The organism is Peribacillus sp. R9-11 (assembly GCF_031345095.1).
GTDB lineage: Bacteria > Bacillota > Bacilli > Bacillales > DSM-1321 > Peribacillus > Peribacillus butanolivorans.
The window spans coordinates 2,405,559-2,423,127 of the sequence record NZ_CP133763.1 but is presented as its reverse complement, the minus strand read 5'-3'; the positions used below and the strand labels follow the sequence as shown (position 1 = coordinate 2,423,127).

At 36.3% G+C, this 17,569-nt stretch carries 17 protein-coding genes and 1 pseudogene; 4 read left to right on the top strand and 14 right to left on the bottom strand.

Going from position 1 to position 17,569, the window contains the following annotated elements:
* Positions 1 to 97: 97 nt before the first annotated feature.
* The 7 genes and pseudogenes from phnX to RE409_RS30680 form a co-directional block, all read right to left on the bottom strand.
* Positions 98 to 934 (bottom strand): phosphonoacetaldehyde hydrolase, encoded by an 837-nt coding sequence (gene phnX, locus RE409_RS11810; protein ID WP_309559007.1) that lies wholly within the window; start codon positions 932 to 934, stop codon positions 98 to 100.
* Between the two features lie 101 nt (positions 935 to 1,035).
* Entirely contained in the window at positions 1,036 to 1,452 is a 417-nt protein-coding gene (locus tag RE409_RS11805) for a hypothetical protein (protein WP_309559006.1), read from the bottom strand.
* A 436-nt stretch (positions 1,453 to 1,888) separates the two neighbouring features.
* On the bottom strand, positions 1,889 to 3,301 hold the full coding sequence (locus RE409_RS11800; protein WP_309559005.1) for an amino acid permease: 1,413 nt from the start codon (positions 3,299 to 3,301) through the stop codon (positions 1,889 to 1,891).
* A 503-nt stretch (positions 3,302 to 3,804) separates the two neighbouring features.
* Positions 3,805 to 4,431 carry a YitT family protein gene (locus RE409_RS11795; protein WP_309559004.1) on the bottom strand — a complete coding sequence of 209 codons (627 nt, stop codon included), beginning with the start codon at positions 4,429 to 4,431 and terminating at the stop codon, positions 3,805 to 3,807.
* A gap of 511 nt (positions 4,432 to 4,942) precedes the next feature.
* A complete protein-coding gene (locus tag RE409_RS30685) occupies positions 4,943 to 5,131 on the bottom strand; it encodes a hypothetical protein (RefSeq protein WP_397328145.1) in 189 nt (62 codons plus the stop codon).
* 9 nt (positions 5,132 to 5,140) lie between these two features.
* The gene (locus RE409_RS11790; RefSeq protein ID WP_201224760.1) at positions 5,141 to 5,323 is read right to left on the bottom strand and encodes an AAA-type ATPase lid domain-containing protein; all 183 of its coding nucleotides are present in this window, start codon (positions 5,321 to 5,323) and stop codon (positions 5,141 to 5,143) included.
* 12 nt (positions 5,324 to 5,335) lie between these two features.
* Positions 5,336 to 5,671: pseudogene (locus RE409_RS30680) on the bottom strand (sigma 54-interacting transcriptional regulator); the annotation flags it as partial.
* A 722-nt stretch (positions 5,672 to 6,393) separates the two neighbouring features.
* Between RE409_RS30680 and RE409_RS11785 the strand changes: the two are divergent.
* Both RE409_RS11785 and RE409_RS11780 read left to right on the top strand, forming a co-directional pair.
* Entirely contained in the window at positions 6,394 to 6,528 is a 135-nt protein-coding gene (locus RE409_RS11785) for a hypothetical protein (protein ID WP_274606897.1), read from the top strand.
* Between the two features lie 53 nt (positions 6,529 to 6,581).
* Positions 6,582 to 6,914: a YmaF family protein gene (locus tag RE409_RS11780; RefSeq protein ID WP_057215084.1), complete on the top strand. Its 333-nt coding sequence runs from the start codon at positions 6,582 to 6,584 to the stop codon at positions 6,912 to 6,914.
* 53 nt (positions 6,915 to 6,967) lie between these two features.
* Here RE409_RS11780 and RE409_RS11775 read toward each other — a convergent pair whose 3' ends face one another.
* The 3 genes from RE409_RS11775 to RE409_RS11765 all read right to left on the bottom strand — a co-directional run bounded on the left by RE409_RS11775 (position 6,968) and on the right by RE409_RS11765 (position 9,223).
* Positions 6,968 to 7,675 (bottom strand): DUF421 domain-containing protein, encoded by a 708-nt coding sequence (locus RE409_RS11775; RefSeq protein WP_309559003.1) that lies wholly within the window; start codon positions 7,673 to 7,675, stop codon positions 6,968 to 6,970.
* Positions 7,676 to 8,040: 365 nt separating this feature from the next.
* Complete coding sequence (locus RE409_RS11770) at positions 8,041 to 8,448, bottom strand: YbaN family protein (protein WP_223305294.1); 408 nt, start codon at positions 8,446 to 8,448, stop codon at positions 8,041 to 8,043.
* Positions 8,449 to 8,992: 544 nt separating this feature from the next.
* On the bottom strand, positions 8,993 to 9,223 hold the full coding sequence (locus RE409_RS11765; protein ID WP_309559002.1) for a recombinase family protein: 231 nt from the start codon (positions 9,221 to 9,223) through the stop codon (positions 8,993 to 8,995).
* Positions 9,224 to 9,898: 675 nt separating this feature from the next.
* Between RE409_RS11765 and RE409_RS11760 the strand changes: the two genes are divergently transcribed.
* Positions 9,899 to 12,304 carry a M14 family metallopeptidase gene (locus tag RE409_RS11760; protein WP_309559001.1) on the top strand — a complete coding sequence of 802 codons (2,406 nt, stop codon included), beginning with the start codon at positions 9,899 to 9,901 and terminating at the stop codon, positions 12,302 to 12,304.
* Between the two features lie 338 nt (positions 12,305 to 12,642).
* Here RE409_RS11760 and RE409_RS11755 read toward each other — a convergent pair whose 3' ends face one another.
* Positions 12,643 to 12,834 carry a hypothetical protein gene (locus RE409_RS11755; RefSeq protein ID WP_309559000.1) on the bottom strand — a complete coding sequence of 64 codons (192 nt, stop codon included), beginning with the start codon at positions 12,832 to 12,834 and terminating at the stop codon, positions 12,643 to 12,645.
* 434 nt (positions 12,835 to 13,268) lie between these two features.
* On the opposite strand from RE409_RS11755, the gene RE409_RS11750 reads away from it, so the two are divergent.
* Complete coding sequence (locus RE409_RS11750; protein ID WP_309559264.1) at positions 13,269 to 13,763, top strand: site-specific integrase; 495 nt, start codon at positions 13,269 to 13,271, stop codon at positions 13,761 to 13,763.
* 295 nt (positions 13,764 to 14,058) lie between these two features.
* Here the strand turns inward: RE409_RS11750 and tatC are convergent, their stop codons facing one another.
* The 3 genes from tatC to RE409_RS11735 form a co-directional block, all read right to left on the bottom strand.
* On the bottom strand, positions 14,059 to 14,793 hold the full coding sequence (tatC, locus tag RE409_RS11745; protein WP_201224822.1) for a twin-arginine translocase subunit TatC: 735 nt from the start codon (positions 14,791 to 14,793) through the stop codon (positions 14,059 to 14,061).
* A gap of 222 nt (positions 14,794 to 15,015) precedes the next feature.
* Complete coding sequence (locus tag RE409_RS11740) at positions 15,016 to 15,228, bottom strand: twin-arginine translocase TatA/TatE family subunit (protein ID WP_309558999.1); 213 nt, start codon at positions 15,226 to 15,228, stop codon at positions 15,016 to 15,018.
* Between the two features lie 84 nt (positions 15,229 to 15,312).
* A complete protein-coding gene (locus tag RE409_RS11735) occupies positions 15,313 to 17,061 on the bottom strand; it encodes an alkaline phosphatase D family protein (protein WP_397444167.1) in 1,749 nt (582 codons plus the stop codon).
* Positions 17,062 to 17,569: the final 508 nt, after the last annotated feature.

Here is a 17,569-nt window from a genome sequence, read left to right as displayed (position 1 = left end):
AATGAATAAATTGAATATTTTGAATTTATTTAAAATTAATATCCTTGCACATACAGATAAGAGTGGTAATATCACATTTTTTATTAATATATCTGTTTTAGCCCCCGATAAAAGTTTCTTTTTTTTCTGTCAATCTGTAATTAATTCTATCAATTATTTCTAATAAATCTCCTATTTCATCAATAACGAAGTCGGCACCTGCATTTAGAAAACGATTTTCAGCATTCTTCATTCGCTTTTTGAGCTCATACGGATCCATTTCGTTGATTTCTTGTTCAGAAAGGCCTATTTCGCTGCCGCCTTTTAATACACCAACAGTCCACATTCCAGCATGAATCCCCTCTTTGATGTCACTGATTGTATCACCAACCTTTACAATCTTACTTAGTGGATATACTTGTAGGTTAATAGCTGTTTGAAAACACATCCAAGGAGCAGGACGTCCTGTAGGCACTTCTGAAGACGCGACAATAGAGTCTGGTTGATAGCCCCACTTTTTTGCCTCTCCTGATACAACATCTATCATTTCACGAGTATAGCCAGTTGTTGAACCGATTTTTATTCCTTGTTGTCTTAAACCGCTAACGAGTTCAATTAAACCAGCTACAGGCTTGGCGTGATTTTGGAGAACCTTGAATAACAAATCCTCAAAGTCCCTATATAGAGCATTTACATCTTTTTCATTTGGTTCTTTCCCAAATGCTGTAACCCATAAATTCGAGATCCTAGTCATTTTCAGGAGTTCCCTTATGTGGTCAATTTTTAATAAGCCCATTGGTTTTCTTGCTTCCTCAATGGTAATATCAATCCCCCTTTTACTAAATACTTCTACAAACACTTGGACCGGTGCAAAACAACCATAATCAACCGTTGTGCCAGCCCAATCAAATATAACTGCCTGAACCTTCCCATTCAGTTCATTTGTACTTTCCAAGCTGTTTTCCCCTCCCAATTTATTGATCCCTCACAAAAAGGGGCTTATTCTAAAAAAGCACGTAAAGTCCTCTTGAGAATCGATGCGGATATTAGGAAATACTATTTCACTTCCTCCAAAAATAACTGTAAATCATCTTTCGTAGCTTTAGAGAGTTTGTTGATCTTTTTTATGTCTTTTTTAGGATTTCCAGACTCACCAATTAAAGGATAAAGGTTTTTCTCAATTCGTTCATACCAATCGGGATAAGCTTCTTCTACTTGCTTTTCTATCGAATCCCAGTTTGAACTAATTTCTTTGCCTATTTCTTGAATTTTTGCTGAATCCTCCCCAGCACTTACCTCTTGTTCCAAGGCGTTTATGGATTGAAGCACTTCATCGACTCCATTTTTAATAGCTTCTGTACCTTTGTTACCCTGAGTTTCATCGGCCGTTTTATTGGACTTTTCATTTATTACTGGATTAGCTTCTTGTTGGTCCTCATCCGGATTAGCAGTATTATTGCATCCTGACAGCAATATGGTCCCGAGAAAGAACCCAATTGTAAATAACGAAAACCTTTCAATTTTATACCTCCCTTATCCCATATAGAAATAAAAGAGACAGGGCCATAGAACCTTGGCGAAATAATCCCTTTTTCTATTAGATTTTTTTAAGACTTTGCGGTAATTGTGGACTGACAATGAAGGAATGTCTCATTTATTAAAGAGTAAAACAATATGATTTACCTGAAACTGAATTCTATTAAGTACTTTTTATAGATAAATATTAAGGAACTCATATAGTCTAGCTAAAAAATGCAGATAATTGAAGAATGTTCATCTGAGGAAATCCATAGAAGCAAACGTAGCAATAAATATTCTGATTTTAATTGGTTAAGTTGAATCGAACTAGCTTTGTAATTGTCATATTACCAATGTCTATTGATCGCGTAGAAGTTTAGATTAATTATATTTAGAATTTCTCAGAATTAGGGGGGCTAGGAACAATATTTAATTCATTCTCCATATACTTCGCTTTTTTTCGTCGAAATAAAAAGAAAGAACCTATAACTATAAAACTGAATAGCATCGTAAAAATAAACTGTGGACGCTGTGAATCTATAAATGCCATTAATATTAAAACGGAAATCATAGAAATGATGGTTGCATAAGTTAAATACGGAAATAACCACATTTTAATCTTGAAAATCCCAGGATTCTCTTTTTCCATTCTTTTCCTTAAACGGAGATGAGAAATCGCAATGGCTAGATAGACAAGAATTCCAATTCCACCAGAAGAATTTACTAAAAAGAAAAATATTTTGTCAGGAGAAATATAACTAAAAATTGTGCTAATAAAGGCAAACAGAGTACTTGCAATTACCGCCAAAACTGGGACCCCATTCTTGCTCACTTTTGAAAATAATTTTGGGGCATCACCCTTTTGTGCAAGAGAAAATAACATCCGAGAGCTCGTATAAAGTCCTGAATTCAAACAGGACAGCAAAGCGGTTAGAACTACGATATTCATAATTAAAGCAGCTGAAGGAATTCCCATCATTTCAAGAACAGCAACAAAAGGACTTTTAAGCAAGGATGCTGAATTCCAAGGTAAAAGTGTCACTAGTATAGCTATTGAACCGATATAAAAAATAAGTATTCGCCATACCACGCTATTTAACGCACTTCTTACAGACTTTACTGGATCACTAGTCTCTCCAGCTGCAATGGCGGGAATCTCAACTCCAACGAAAGCGTGAAAAACAATCGCTACACCAACAAGAACTGAACTAATCCCGTTAGGAATAAAACCACCAAAGTTCAAAAGGTTAGAAGTGCCAGGTGGCTTTATCGTTGGTATTAAACCCAGAATCACCGCTACTCCTAGACATAAGAATAGAATAATACTGACTATTTTAATAATAGAAAACCAATATTCAAATTCGCCAAATGATTTAACAGAAAATATATTTGTTAGTTTTAATAGAATTATTAATGAGAGACTTATTAACCAGACTGGAACTGAAGGAAGCCACTCATGTATTATCGCTGCCCCTGCTGTTGCTTCTAGTGCAATTACAATAACCCAAAAAAACCAATATAACCAACCTGTAGTAAAACCGGCCCACTCACCAATCCCTTCTCTTGCATAAACAGCAAAAGATCCTGTATTAGGGTTTACTGTAGCCATTTCTCCGAGCATTCTCATGACTAAAACAACGATTAAGCCTGCTAATACGTATGATAAAATCGCTCCGGGGCCTGTTTGACCAATAATAATACCGCTTCCTACGAATAAACCAGCTCCTATTACACCACTCAAAGATATCATTGTTAAATGTCTTTGTTTAAGACCAGGTTTCAATTCTTCTTGTTGATGTTTCATAACCTCCACCAACTTTCAGTAATTTGGTAACCACCTATTGATAACGCTTACATCCACTTAAAAAGCCAGGCTACTCTAACACAACTACATAAACTACCTTTCCCTTACATACTCACAAAATAGTGGAAAAAATCATACATAACCATAAAACGGTGCAGAGTTACCAATAAATAGACATTTCCGAAACAAACACTAGCGTTATTCTTATGTGTGTAGACACATAAGAATAGGTCTTTTCAGCTAATATTATTCACAACCGAAGAGACGAAGCTCTAGATTTTCTGTTATCCTATTTCCTCCTCCATATAGTTTATTATGACAATTGAAATGGAACTAACATCACTACGTCATGATGTTAGGACCACTTTCTATGTGTATAATACACTCTGACTTTTTTAAAGTCAATTTAAAAATCAGAATATTTAGACAACCGTTCAAGAATCATTATAAGAACATAATTTTAATGTTTACAAAACACCAGACTGACTCCTGATCTCGTAATTCTATTTTTCCATTTTAGCTGTTTTGTCCAATTGCCCTTCGGTATCTATCATTACTGCCTTATGATTTCTATTAAGCATTTTCTTTAAAAGTGACGAAAAGATCAACGTAAACGCAACACCCTTTATGATCGAAGTATAACCATAAACAAGCAGACCCAATAATAGTACAATAAGATTAATTATCCTGATTGTCGCTGCTATATCTATTTTTTTATTTTTGTTATGTAAAATTAAAGCTATAACATCAAACCCCACAGTGGATGCATTTGCTGTTATACATAAATAGTATCCTAGTGCTATCAAAATCGACGAAATAATAATTACTACAATGATGTTTACATCAATGCTTATATTCAGTGAATAAAAAAGGTTAAAAAAAAGCATATAGCTAAGGGAACTTACTATTGATTTGAAAAAGTACTCTTTTCCTAGAAAAACTAAACATATAATTAATAATAGTCCTGTAACAAAATTGGCAAGCATGGCTATGTTATAGCCAGATAAGGCATTTAATAGTAACGCGGAACTCGTCACACCACCATTAATAATTTCATTTGGTACGATCAAATAAGCATAGGCAAAGGTCATTGAAATATTTCCCACAATAATTTTAATTAAGTCCTTCATTAATTTTGTCACCTTCCTATTACAATTTAAGAAAAAGTCTAAAAATTAGCCAGTAGAGCTTTCTCCTCCTTCGATATATATATTTATACTTGAACTATATGAACAACATTCATTTGTAAGTTCAAATATTCAAGATTCGTTCAAGTTACATTTAGTCTTTACCGCCACTGCTTTTTGATATAAGTAGAATGAATTCCTTGCTAGAAGCTCTCTTCCCTCTTATCACCGTAATATTCATGCAATCTGACAATAATTGTATTAAGCCTCCTATTAAGTTAAAAGGAATCTTAGTTTGAAATAGTCCTACTCTCAGAACCTGATTCATTCATTATCAAAAGTAGTAATAATATTGGCAGACAAATTAAAAGATCGTAGAATTATCAAGTGGCAGTCAGCATCATTTCTTCCTGAACAATCCAATAGGCTCGAGAACGGTTAGTATATTAAAGCAAACCAAACCCATTTTGAGTGAATACTCAATTGAAGAATATTATTGCTAAAATTATGAATCTTATCTTTTGTATGAAAATTGGATTCCGAGACGTTTCATTCTCCTTATCAGATTTGCATGGTCAATGTCGAGCTTAATGGCAGCTTTTCTAAGGCTTTGTGAAGATTGATGGGCATTTAAGATCATCTGAGATTCAAATTGAGCCATGGCTTCCTTTAGATTAAGATTATTTGTGGATAATAGATTAATATCTGACTTTTAATCGCGGAAAATTTCTTGAGGAATTTCTAAATTCCATTTATCTCTTATATGTTCTAGCAAGTCTCTAGGGGTTATGAATGGTACTGAGGTTGATACTACTAAAAACTCTATAATATTTTTTAATTCACGAACATTACCAGGCCATTGATAGCTTTCCATAATCTTTAAAGATTCAGGCATGATTTGTTTTTTTTATCCGTACTGCTCACAAAGCATTGTAAGGTAAACATCAATAAGAGGTAAAATGTCGGATTTCCGCTTGTATAACGGTGGAATATTCAAATGAATCACATTAATTCGGTACCACAAGTCTTCTCTGAATTGTTTTTTATTAACAAGATCCCTGAGGTCTTTACTGGTGGAACAAACTAACCGAAACGTAAGAGGAATTAGCTTCGAATCACCTATTCGAGTAATTGCTTGATCTTGAAGAACACGAAGCAATTTAGCTTGCATCAACAATGGTAGTTCACCAATTTCATCTAAGAGTATGGTGCCTGTATTAGCTTTTTCAAAAAGACCAGCCTTCCCTCCTTTTTTACCTTTTCCATTTAATTTTGCATTTCCTGACTTCTATAAACAATTTGTGAAGTATTAATTCTTTGTTTTGCTTCAATTTCTTTATCAGGTTCAATTATTTTCGCCATTATCCACTCTCCTTTTGGAGTCATTTTATTACCAGGTCGGTGACAATTCAACATCATTATTATATAAGTTGATATATAATATCTAAATATTTCGTGCATTCAAACTTCGGCATAATTCTTGCATCAGTAAATCAATAGTACTGAATCCTAAACTTTTTGAGGCTTGATAAAAAATTGAGAAGACATTCATAAAAAAACTAAGAAAAAATTACAAACTCCTTAAACAAAAAAGAAAAAATGACACCTAAAGATTAAATAGAGGTCACTTTCTCAAATGGGTGTTCTTTATAACGATATGTTCGTTTTTTATAGAGATATGCACTCCCTATTTCCAACTGTATGAAATAAGTTTACCTCAGTCAGGCATGTACAAAATACAGCTCACATGAAAGATGCTTACACACTCAAGCGGTAAGTTTTAAGAGATGTCAATTTTGCTAATTGGGATACTAGTCATAAAGCGTTATATATAAGAAGTCAACCCTTTTGGTTGTCCTTCCCCTTCTTAGAATGATAAAAATTATATTGGTATATTGTATTTTTTCTATATTTTCACAATTGGAATCAATTATATGATTATATTTATGTTAGGGAGGGAAAAAGATGGGAAAAACACTATATCAAGACCAAACATTAGTGTTAATTCAAACATGCCAGATTCATGATGAGGTATTAAGTGAACATGGCTTTTACATGATTAAGGTATTGGAAAAACGTATGAATATGAGTGAACAGTAAAAAAAACCGAAATCTATATATATTGAAAAAGTGAGATGATTGGGAGTGGATTAATGGTAGGAAAGAATGTTTTTATTCAAGGATTTGTGCCAAACCACAATCATAGATCCGTTTACTATACATCTGTTGATGCTGGCCATGTTCATCAGTGTTTAGATGTAACTTCTCCTCCTGTTATGAGTAAAGATGATAACCATGTGCATTACACGGAAGGATATGTTGTCTATGAAGATGGCCATACTCACTATTACCAGGCATACTCCGGCCCTGCTTATCCTGTAGGAAATGGAATGCATGTTCATTATTATGATTTTTATACAACAGAAGCCAATGGACATCGCCATCGAGTGAAGAGCGTTGACCAGCCAGCTCCAGGAAACAAGTAAAGTAATTCAACTGTTCCAAACACCTTTATTTTTTTATTAAGGCTTCTCTGTAATTAATTATCTCTCCCTGGCTTGTAGTAATAAGGATCGCTTTTATGTTCCTTAATTTCATTATTATCTATAAATAACTTTCCATCTTCTAAAAAAGTTGCTAATGTAATATTCTCTATTTTTTCACCCATTTTTTCGAGCTCGTTAATTAGCCAACTTTGGTTTAATTGTAGATATTTTAAATTATGGTAAATAATTTGGCTGTCCAGTATGAGTGGGATAGGAAGATATTCTTTCTTGACACTTAAATTTATATCATTAGGTTGAACTGGTCGGTATTCTGACTTGGGAATAACACTAATACTTCCTGTTTCCTCCATCACTGCAATGGCAATGTTTTGAGTATCGGTATACCCTTTTACTCTTAAATGTGACAATAATTCATTTATTGGCATACGTACCTTTTTCAACCCCTTTATATCAATATCCCCGTTTTGAATTAATACCGTTGGACTTTCATATAAGAACCATCTTAATTTATTATGTAAGGATATACGTATAAAAATTTTATATAAAATTACTGTAATTCCAGCATAGGTAATAGCCTTTCCCAAATTATTATCCTCTACTGGGGAACTGATGATATTGGTAAGGACAAGGATATACAATAAATCGAAAGTGTGCATTTGAGCTACTGCTTTTTTTCCACTCAACCTTAAAAATAAATATCCTACAACAAAAATCAAGAATGTACGGTAAAATGTTTCCAATTTTGCATCACCTCTTATAAAAATTCTCAACTTCTATCAAACGTACTAACTGAATAAAAGTTATCTTTAGTATTAGAAGTTTAATTCGTATCTAAACCGGATAATTTGGATTTGCAAAGGTCAAGTAAATCATTTTAGACAAACACGACTTAAATGCTCAATATGTTCAATTAATCTTCTTGAAAAAAAGATATAGGTAGCTCCTCATTTCAGTATTACCATAGCATAGGTAGCTTCAAATAATATTTCTCTATTTTTACTGAGACACCTTCTTCAACAAAACTGCCCATTTAGCTCCATAAGAAAAAGAGCTGCCGAAGCAACTCCCTTATTGAAGTAAAGCACCCGTTATTTGAAGAAAATTTTCAAGAATCTCTTTGTTTCGTACTGTTTCGGTCAATTGTCTTAATTTTTTTAATGAAATAATAATGTTTATAGAGGGCGAGCACTACCAACAGGATTTTCACTAAAAGGATGTCCACAAAAAATACAGAAATTATGATGAAGAAATCAGCAACTAAATTGATTCTGATTTTCTCTTTTCGAGTCATCCCTTTTTTTTGCAGGAATGCTTCAACGTATTTTTCATATAATGAGGTGCTTTTGAACCAGTTTTCAATCGACTTGGAACTTTTCGCAAAGCAAAAAGCAGCGAATAAGTAAAACGGACCGCCCGGCAGAACAGGTAACACAGTCCCTGCAACACCGATCACAAGTGATATGAATCCAAGAAGCAAAAATAGGATACTTTTTACTTTTTTAATTGTAATCACCTTTTTATTTATATTCTATTCCCTTATAACGTAAAAGGGAAGTCCAATTGATTCAACATCACTGATTAGTATCTTACCATTTTCTTATTGACTCCTCAGTTTAATACGATTTTCTCACAAATACTCGCTTTGTCTATATAGATTTTTCGCCTTTATTATTGAAAATTGTTATCCTAATCTTAATTACACATTTTACAATGAGGAGAACACTATATCCTCCAAAATGATAAATGAATCGAAATATTGGTTAAAGTGTAATAAAATCAATAATACTGAACTCGGAGAAAACATTAATATAAGTTTTTCATTTTACCAAATCTAATTTGAATTTTGGTAACAAATGACAATAGAAAAGTAACATGATACAATGTCTCGATACTTTTCTATTTTTTAATCTATGTCTTAGTTTATACCTTCCGTAACATCCTAAGCCAAAATCTTTGTTGCGGCTACTCCTTTAACAAATTATAAGAAATGATTGTCGGTTTGAAATAAGTTTGATCCAAAGTATGTTGAAATATTGTTCATTGAATTTCTCTCCATATTAAATTTTATCCCCTTTTAATCCTTTCCATGATTCATATTTAGTTATTAAAATTGCTTTCTGTTTCTCATTTAATGCTACTAGGCTTATTTTCGGTCTGCCTAGATGTTTGCCTTTTGCTTTGGCCGATTGAATTCCTTCTCGTTGCCTCCTATTAATATCCTCTCTTTCTTTTTCAGCAACGAACGAAAGAACCTGCAATACTATAGTAGTGTCAATGGTGACAGGCACCACAAAAATACACTGTCCATGCGGTGTGGACAGTCATCTGAATGTGATTTTTTATACTATGAGATTTTTATTTATGGCGGCAGTTTTTGCAGACTTTGATGGCTTGGTTTGTTTCAGTTTTGTGCGGGTAGAGAAGCTTTACTCCTGTTCTTTCACACAGTGGGCATGTCCCTCTGCCATTTGAAGGCAAGTAGCTGATTGTTTTTCCTCGGTTTCTTTTTGCCATTCCCCATCATTCCTATTCATAATAATTCTTGTTTCTTTATTAAATGTTGGACTGGCACAAAGTTGATAGGCATTTAATGGTTTTTAACAATAGAGCCGCAATTCACATGAAATATATTACAACTATCCTTTTACAAAATTAAACAAAAAGCAACAATATTAAACAATAAAAACAGTTGATTATCAATATACAGTTTATGGGAATTATAATGGAATAAAATCTAGTAATTTTGTGCTCCTAAAATTACTAGATTTTTCGAGTGGCACAGTACTTTTTAAATAGGAAAAACAGCCTAAAATTTAATCTTCTAAAATAAAGTATTATATTTTCTCAATAAAATTTTTGTAGAGCGGATTTTTAACTGCCCCTGATTTTACGACAAGATATTTAGTACATTCAATTTACAATAAGCTTGTATTAAAATTTCTAGCATTTTGGGGGGACAGTTTTTGACAAAACAGAAAAAGCAGAAATGGAAAAGGAATTTAGTGGTGATGACTGCCATAACCGGACTAGGGTTCTCTACATTTTATCCAGGCCTAAGTATTCCGGTTGCAGCGGTCGAACAGCCTGACCAGCCGATTCCTAAGGAGGAATCGGTCTCAATTGTTCAACTTGTAGTACCAAATGATAAGGCAAAGGACAAGCTTCTTGAGCTTGGAATTGACCTTACCCACAGAATCGAAGCACACGACGGAGTCTATGAAGTGGATGCCGTTGTCACACCAACAGAAATTGCCATGTTAAAGACCGTTGGCATCAATGTAAAAGAGACCCTGATCACCGAAAATCAATGGAACACACGCGTGGCAGAGCGGCAATCTACTGTCCAGCTGCAAGCCAGTCTGGCAGCTTCCGAGGAAACACTTAAAGTCCTTAGGACAAACCATTTTACCAATCAATCAGGCACCTTCCTATATCTCGAAGTGAAATCAAGCGCCGGTGCGACTGCTAGCACAGCACTTAAAGCAACTTGGACCGAGAACGGTGAGGAAAAATCTGCTACACTTTCTAGATTGGTAGATTACGGTGAATATTTATATCACTATTTGCTTCTACCAGTTAGCGCCATTCCTTCATCTGTTAAAATTGAAAGTAATCTTGGAGGAACAGCTACGAGCACCATTACTGAATGGTTAGGGAAAGAGCCGAAACATCCAAAAACAGATTATGTTACGGATTTTGTTGACCACTATATGGCACCAAATGAATTATATGAACGTGCCGAAAAACTTGCAAAAGAATTCCCGAACTTGGTAGAAATCATTGATATGCCAAATAAAACAAATGGTTACAGACGTCTTGCCCAAGCAACTATCGGCGGCACGACCAATCTCGCAGTTGTTGTTTCCTCAAAAGCATGGGGGCATGAAGGCGGGAATGATGTATCGGTAGAATTCAAGAATCCGGGAACCAATAATGCACCACTAAAAGTGACTGTGGATGGTACCAAGATTTTAGTAGATTTAGCTACTGATTCGTCAGGAAAGGCAACAAGTACTGCCGCACAAGTGGTTAAAGCATTGAATGAGAATGCTAGCCAACTTGTCACTGCGACTACATACCGCGGTAATACTGGTGCTGGTGTTGTCGCACCAACAACAAATGCTGCGATATTAACTGACGGCTTGAAAGCAGGGGCAGACGTCTCCAGTGATCCTTTTACAGTAAAAGCGATCCGAATCGGCAAGCATCGTGACGGTTCTAAACCAGGTGTTCTTGGATATGCTCAGGAGCATGCCCGTGAATGGGTGACCCCACTCGTAACAATCGAAACGGCGGAAAGACTACTGCGAAACTATAGTCAAGATAGTGAGACAAGAAAGCTTGTCGATAATCTTGATATATTCCTTGTACCTTCAGTAAACCCTGATGGTGCCAATTACAGCTTCAATGATTACAATATGCAGCGTAAGAATATGACCAATCACTGTGGTCCCACTGCCTCTGACCCTGGGTACCGTAATAATTGGGGAGTTGACCTTAACCGCAACCATTCTGTTGGTTCCGTTTTTGATGGCTATATTGGCGGAGGTACAAGTTGTACGGGAGAAACTTACGCTGGACCAGCTGAAAACTCTGAGCCTGAAGGAAGAAACCTTGTCTGGCTTGCTGACAAAAACCCAAATATTAAGTTTGCAATGAATATTCATAGTTATGGCGGCTACTTCATGTGGTCCCCTGGTGCTTATGATTCAAAACGTACAACACTGCCACGCCCATCAGCTGGTGAAGAAGCGTTTTACTGGGCAGCTTCTGATAACATCTTAAATGATATTCAGGACCACCGCGGAACGGTCATTCTACCTAGCCGTACAGGTCCAATTCCTGACGTACTATACTCTGCTGCAGGTAACTCTGCGGACTACCTATGGTATGAAAAGGGGATTTATGCCTGGAACTTCGAAGTAGGGGCAGATTTATGGAATAAGGATACAAAAAGATGGCAGGCAGTTGGATTCCAGCCAGCCTTTGTAGAAGGTCATGAAGAAGCAATGGAATTTGCCAATGGGTTGATTGGCTTAATTAAAGTAGCCTACAACAGTGCAAAAGACCATCAGCCGCCTTCCTCAAAAGCTACACCTGGAAACGGTAAATACACAGGTCCGGTTGATGTTAAGATTGAAACAAGTGAGCCAGCCACCATTTATTATACGCTTGACGGCAGCCGCCCTACCTTCCAATCAGCTAAAATTAAATTAAGCGGCACCCGTGAATTTGCAGAAACATTAAAAATTGAAAAGACAACAACCATCAATTATTTCACTGTGGACGCCGCAGGAAACATTGAGAAAAACTACAATCCACTTGGTAATGGGAAAAACTATAATTCTGTAACGCTTACAATAAAATAACGGTTTGCAAGGGGTTGGCCTTACGGGGTCAACTCCTTTTTCATTGGTACCTTTGAACTGATAGACTTTCTATTATATTGAGCCTTCTTTATATTTCAGCCTCTTTAATAGGTGGCCATAAAATCAACAAACCTCTAGCAAATGCTTCTGCTATTCCAAACCCGTTGTCACATAGCTTAATAGGATTAAAGGCGATAACCCTAGTACAAATTATCGCACTTTTCAACTGTAATTATATAGAAATACTATGGTTTCCAAATTTTTAAAACACGCTCCTTCGTATTCGTAACCTTCCCCTTTTCTTCCAGATATCTATATGTCGCCTTTAGATTGTGATATCAAACATCGATCCCTGTTTCACCCTCATATCTCGGTTCATATCCTTGGTTCATTGCTGCCAACCTTAATATAAACATCCCGGTAAGAAAATGTCCTGTCAACAACACTCTCCTCACACAGCTGGCAATAGCGAATGCAAGCTTGCAAATCTCCTTCTTCGATAGCGGGAGAAAGGCTTTCCATTTCTTCATGCCTTTTAACTCTATCTTGCCACTCTTGGCGTCAAGATTAGTAGCGTAAAAGCCCGAGAAAAGGAAATGAAGCATTTTAACCTCTGTTTGGGGTCCTTATCCAATCAGCCGCATTACTAAGAAAATGTATGAAGAAAGGATTCTGGAATTAAACGAAAAATACAGCCAAAATTATATGGATGGTATTCATACTTGTGGAAAAATGATTTTTCGGAAAGCATTAACTCAAGGCCTGATAAAAAATAATCCTACTGAGGATTTCAAAATGCCAAAAAGCAGCAAAGTGTTGAAGAACTGGAGAAAGCAGAAGAGGATATTGTCTTTCTTGAAAAAGAGAAGCTTGCCCATTTTCTTAAATTATCCTATACAGACTGGCTTGAAATGGATCATCTTGTCTTCATTGTACTTTCCTATACCGGATTACGAATAGGTGAATTATTGCCTTAAAATGGGGGGATTTTAATGAAAAGCAAGGTTCTATTAGAGTTACTAAAACTCTTTATAACCCTAACAATCATTTTGAAAAATATCAGCTTTTAACGCCAAAGACAAAGGGCTCTGTCCGAACAATCAGGATTGATGAAATGCTGATCAACATGTTAAAGAAGCATCGGCTTAAACAAAATGAAATGAAATTAAAAAACAGCCTTGTTTACCAAGATAACGGATTTATTTTCGCTCGAGAGAATGTGCATCCACAATTAAGAAAAGTTATTGAGACCCGGCTAAAAAGGCTTCTAAAAAAAGCAGAAATAGAAAAGAACATTACTCCACACTCATTTAGACATACGCACACTTCATTATTGATTGAAGCTGGAGTTGGCATTAAAGAAATACAACAGCGACTTGGACATACAGATATTAATACTACAATGAATATATGCTCACATGACCGCCAATATGGAAGAAAAGGCCTCCCAACAGTTTAGCAAACTGATGAAAGACCTTCTCCTATAGTTAGCTTTTTTGTCACAGGTTGCCGTGTTTTTTAAAATCCGAGGACAAGAATAGCATATTATCATTTTAGACGTTGATATAACAAGGTTTTTAACCCCTTATTACATCATGCTGCCCATTCCTCCATATTAGGCATGCCCAAGCCACCTGCACCAACAGGTTCTGGTTTAGCTTCTGTTTCCTAAGAAGCTAGGAATTCCCCTGCTGGTTTAAGAGACTATGGGAATAAGATGATCCATTCAATAATGGACGTGCTGAATTTCCCTGTCATGTAACAGGAAACGCTGATTGCTCTCTTAAAAGCCTTTTTCGATAAACAATATTAGACAGCTGTACACTAACTTCATAAAGAACAAGCAAAGGGACAATAACCAAAATGTCCGAAATTAAATCCGGGGGCGTAATCAGGATTGATACGATAACCAGGGCAAAATAAGAAATCTTACGTGACTTTTTCAGCCTTGTAGGATTTAATATTCCTAATCTTGTTAGGAACATGACCACAAGCGGCATTTCAAATAAAATACCAAATGGTAAAATCAAGTTAATCATAAACCGAAAATATTTTTCCGCAGTAAACATCATCTCGAACTGCCCAGCGGAAAGTGAAGTCAGAAACCCTAAAACAATAGGAAATAACACAAAATATCCAAAAGAGATTCCTATGATAAATAAGATGAATAACCCAGGGATAAAACGAAATGTAACCTTCCTCTCCTCGGGTTTCAATGCAGGTGCTACAAAGCGCCATACCTGAAATGCAGCTAGCGGAATAGTTGCAGCTATTGCACATACAGCAGCGATAATCATATAGACCCACAGGATCTCACTTGGACCGAGAACTGCAAGTTTTCCTTCTAAATCCTTAATAAGCAGTTCATATATATCCTGTACGAATATGAAACTCAATATGAAGAAAGCAACAAAACCTATCAGAGTTTTTATAATTCTGCTTCGGAGTTCCTCCATATGCTCAATAACGTGCGAATCCTTGCTTTCCATATTTGCTCCTCCTTTTTTGGTCACTTTGCGTACAAACCAATAGCCCCCCGAGTGGTGGCAAGTATTTTATAATATAGCTTGAAGAAAAAAAAAACACGGAAATACTATTTAAGCTCCGTCTAGTCTGAATTTCTTTTGAACTTATTGGCAACAACTATTACAATATTGACGACATACAAAGAAGCAGACGAGTCTCCCCGCCCGCTATCTCATCATTCCTATTTATCCCTCTTTTTTAACAGCTCTCACTTCAGACTTATTCTCTTTTTCTTCCTCTTTATCTGAATCAGATACTAATCCTTTGGTTGCACCTTTGAATTCTGATAAAGTGCGTCCAAAAGCCCGACCGATTTCCGGCAGCTTGGAGGGTCCAAAAATGATTAGAGCAATAACAAGCACGATGACCAACCCAGGAATTCCGATATTTGAAAGCATTCTCAGACCCACTCCTTTTTAGATACTTTTCCATTTTATATATATTAACTATTATTAACCTTCAAGTATCACTCTGGATAACTATTAATTAGTGACTTTCCCCCGCTTGTTCATCCTTTGTTTTTCATGTGCACGATTATGGGCGCGCGTACGATCTTCTTCGACTTCATTAGTTTTTTGGACACCTTCAGCGACTATGGCTGATGATACTTTTCTGAGTCCAGCTTGATCTTTATCAAAAACAAAGGATGCTCTTGTTGAAATATCTGCCCCAGGCTCTGTTACGAATGGAACCACACGGTAATCCGCCCTCCATTGCTCTGGTGTTACCTTGCATCGGACGTACCCACGGTAATCATTGAAGAATTTAATATGTGGATTTTGGCTTAATATTTTGTCAGTATCTGCTCGTTTGTCTGCCCCGTTTCCACCAGATGTGATGGATGTACCGACAAATTCCACACCGAAAGTCTTTGAGTTTGGATCATTGAAATCAGTTTTCAAATTGGAAGCCCAGCTAGCATGTACATCACCGGTCAATACGACCAGATTTTCAATGTTTTTGCTTTTTACTACATCTATCAAACGGTCGCGTGCAGCCGGATAACCATCCCAAGAATCCATACTATATTTTGGAGCAGTAGGTGTTCCATAATTCCGCTGTGCAAAGAATATCTGCTGAGGAAGCACATTCCACTTTGTTTTTGAATTCGAAAGATTCTCAGTTAGCCACTGCTCCTGCTCTGGTCCGAGTAATGAACGCTTCGGATCAAGAGACTCTGGCGTTTGCGGTGAGCTACCATCGCCGTTTGCCTGATCATCACGGTATTGCCGTGAATCAAGTACAAAGAAAGAAGCCAGGTCACCATATGAGAAATTCCGGTATAAACGCATATCAGCCCCCTTTGGCAATGACGATTTACGAAGTGGCATATGCTCGTAGTAAGCCTGATAAGCAGCTGCCCTGCGTTTGATAAATGCCTCCACTGATTGTCCCTTTTCCGGAATTACATTTGCATAGTTGTTTTCAACTTCATGGTCATCCCATGTCACGACCCATGGGAATGCAGCATGCGCTGCTTTTAAATGTATATCAGAACGGTATTGAGCGTATCTGTTTCGATAGTCCTCAAGTGTAATAATCTCCGGACTGTTATGTACACGGACATTACCCGTAGATGAAACATATTCATTTGGACCGTACTCATATATGTAATCGCCAAGGTGAAAGACAAGATCAAGATCTTCTTTTGCCAAATGTTTATATGCTGTATAATAGCCATGTTCAAATTGTTGGCATGAAACAAAAGCGAATGTCAGACTAGAAACACTGGAACCTAATAACGGAAGTGTTTTCGTTTTCCCTGTCTGGCTTACTTCCCCTCCACTTTTAAAACGGTAAAAATAAACCTTGTCAGGTTTTAACCCGCTTACTTCCACATGGACAGAGTGACCCAGTTCTGGCCTGGCTATTTCCTTGCCATTCTTTATAATTTTTCTAAAATGCTCATCCTTTGCAATTTCCCATTTAACTGAAACAGCTTCATGAGGCATTCCCCCGCCATTCAACGGATCTGGAGCCAACCTTGTCCATAAAACAACACTATCTGAGAGTGGATCACCAGATGATACACCAAGAGTAAATGGATAATCGCTGAATTTTGGGGCAGCATTTACCTCAATCCCTCCCATTGATTGCGCAAGGGCAAGACCCAATGAAAGTCCGGCAAGCTTACTCGCTCCCTGGATAAAATTCCGGCGGTCCATATTTTTGCCTAAGCTTTCTTCGCTCCAATTCTTAATCAATTCATCCATAGCTTTTTCATTCTTCATTGATCTTTCCCCTCCTATATAATTCTTTGAATCTGGTTTTAGTATAGGGGGACTTTTTAAAAGACATATTAAGGAATGTAAATCACTAATTTTTAAATCAGGTATTTAGATACGGGACTTTGGAACCCCATAAACAAAAAAACAGTATGACTTAACCATTCATTAATCAATTCCCATAATATTCTAGATAAGTTGACAGTCTTTTTTCCTAATTTTCTTTATAAATCCTTTATTTAATCGTTACAAATAGGTTTCAGTTCGATTAGGTTGCATCTATTAATACTTCATATTATGTGATAATCGTATCTCAAAAACCGAAGGATACTGTCGTCTTTGAAGTTTCATTCCCCTCGATCTGCAAATCATTTTCGCACCCCAAACGACAAAATCTGAGCTTTCTGCTTTTCTTTATTTCGCTTAATGACATTAACTTAAGTCCATGTCCAGAATTGCAGGCTCACATATCATTTTTAGGTCAAATGTACGTGACTTTATTTTCCCCTTCCAG

Bases quoted from the DNA above. Each gene is read 5' to 3' on its own strand.
- tatC (WP_201224822.1), bottom strand. From the start codon at position 14,793: ATGGAAAGCAAGGATTCGCACGTTATTGAGCATATGGAGGAACTCCGA.
- RE409_RS11790 (WP_201224760.1), bottom strand. From the start codon at position 5,323: ATGCCTGAATCTTTAAAGATTATGGAAAGCTATCAATGGCCTGGTAAT.
- RE409_RS11755 (WP_309559000.1), bottom strand. From the start codon at position 12,834: ATGAAGAAATGGAAAGCCTTTCTCCCGCTATCGAAGAAGGAGATTTGC.
- RE409_RS11780 (WP_057215084.1), top strand. From the start codon at position 6,582: ATGGTAGGAAAGAATGTTTTTATTCAAGGATTTGTGCCAAACCACAAT.
- RE409_RS11735 (WP_397444167.1), bottom strand. From the start codon at position 17,061: ATGAAGAATGAAAAAGCTATGGATGAATTGATTAAGAATTGGAGCGAA.
- RE409_RS11740 (WP_309558999.1), bottom strand. From the start codon at position 15,228: ATGCTTTCAAATATCGGAATTCCTGGGTTGGTCATCGTGCTTGTTATT.
- RE409_RS11800 (WP_309559005.1), bottom strand. From the start codon at position 3,301: ATGAAACATCAACAAGAAGAATTGAAACCTGGTCTTAAACAAAGACAT.
- RE409_RS11785 (WP_274606897.1), top strand. From the start codon at position 6,394: ATGGGAAAAACACTATATCAAGACCAAACATTAGTGTTAATTCAAACA.
- RE409_RS11795 (WP_309559004.1), bottom strand. From the start codon at position 4,431: ATGAAGGACTTAATTAAAATTATTGTGGGAAATATTTCAATGACCTTT.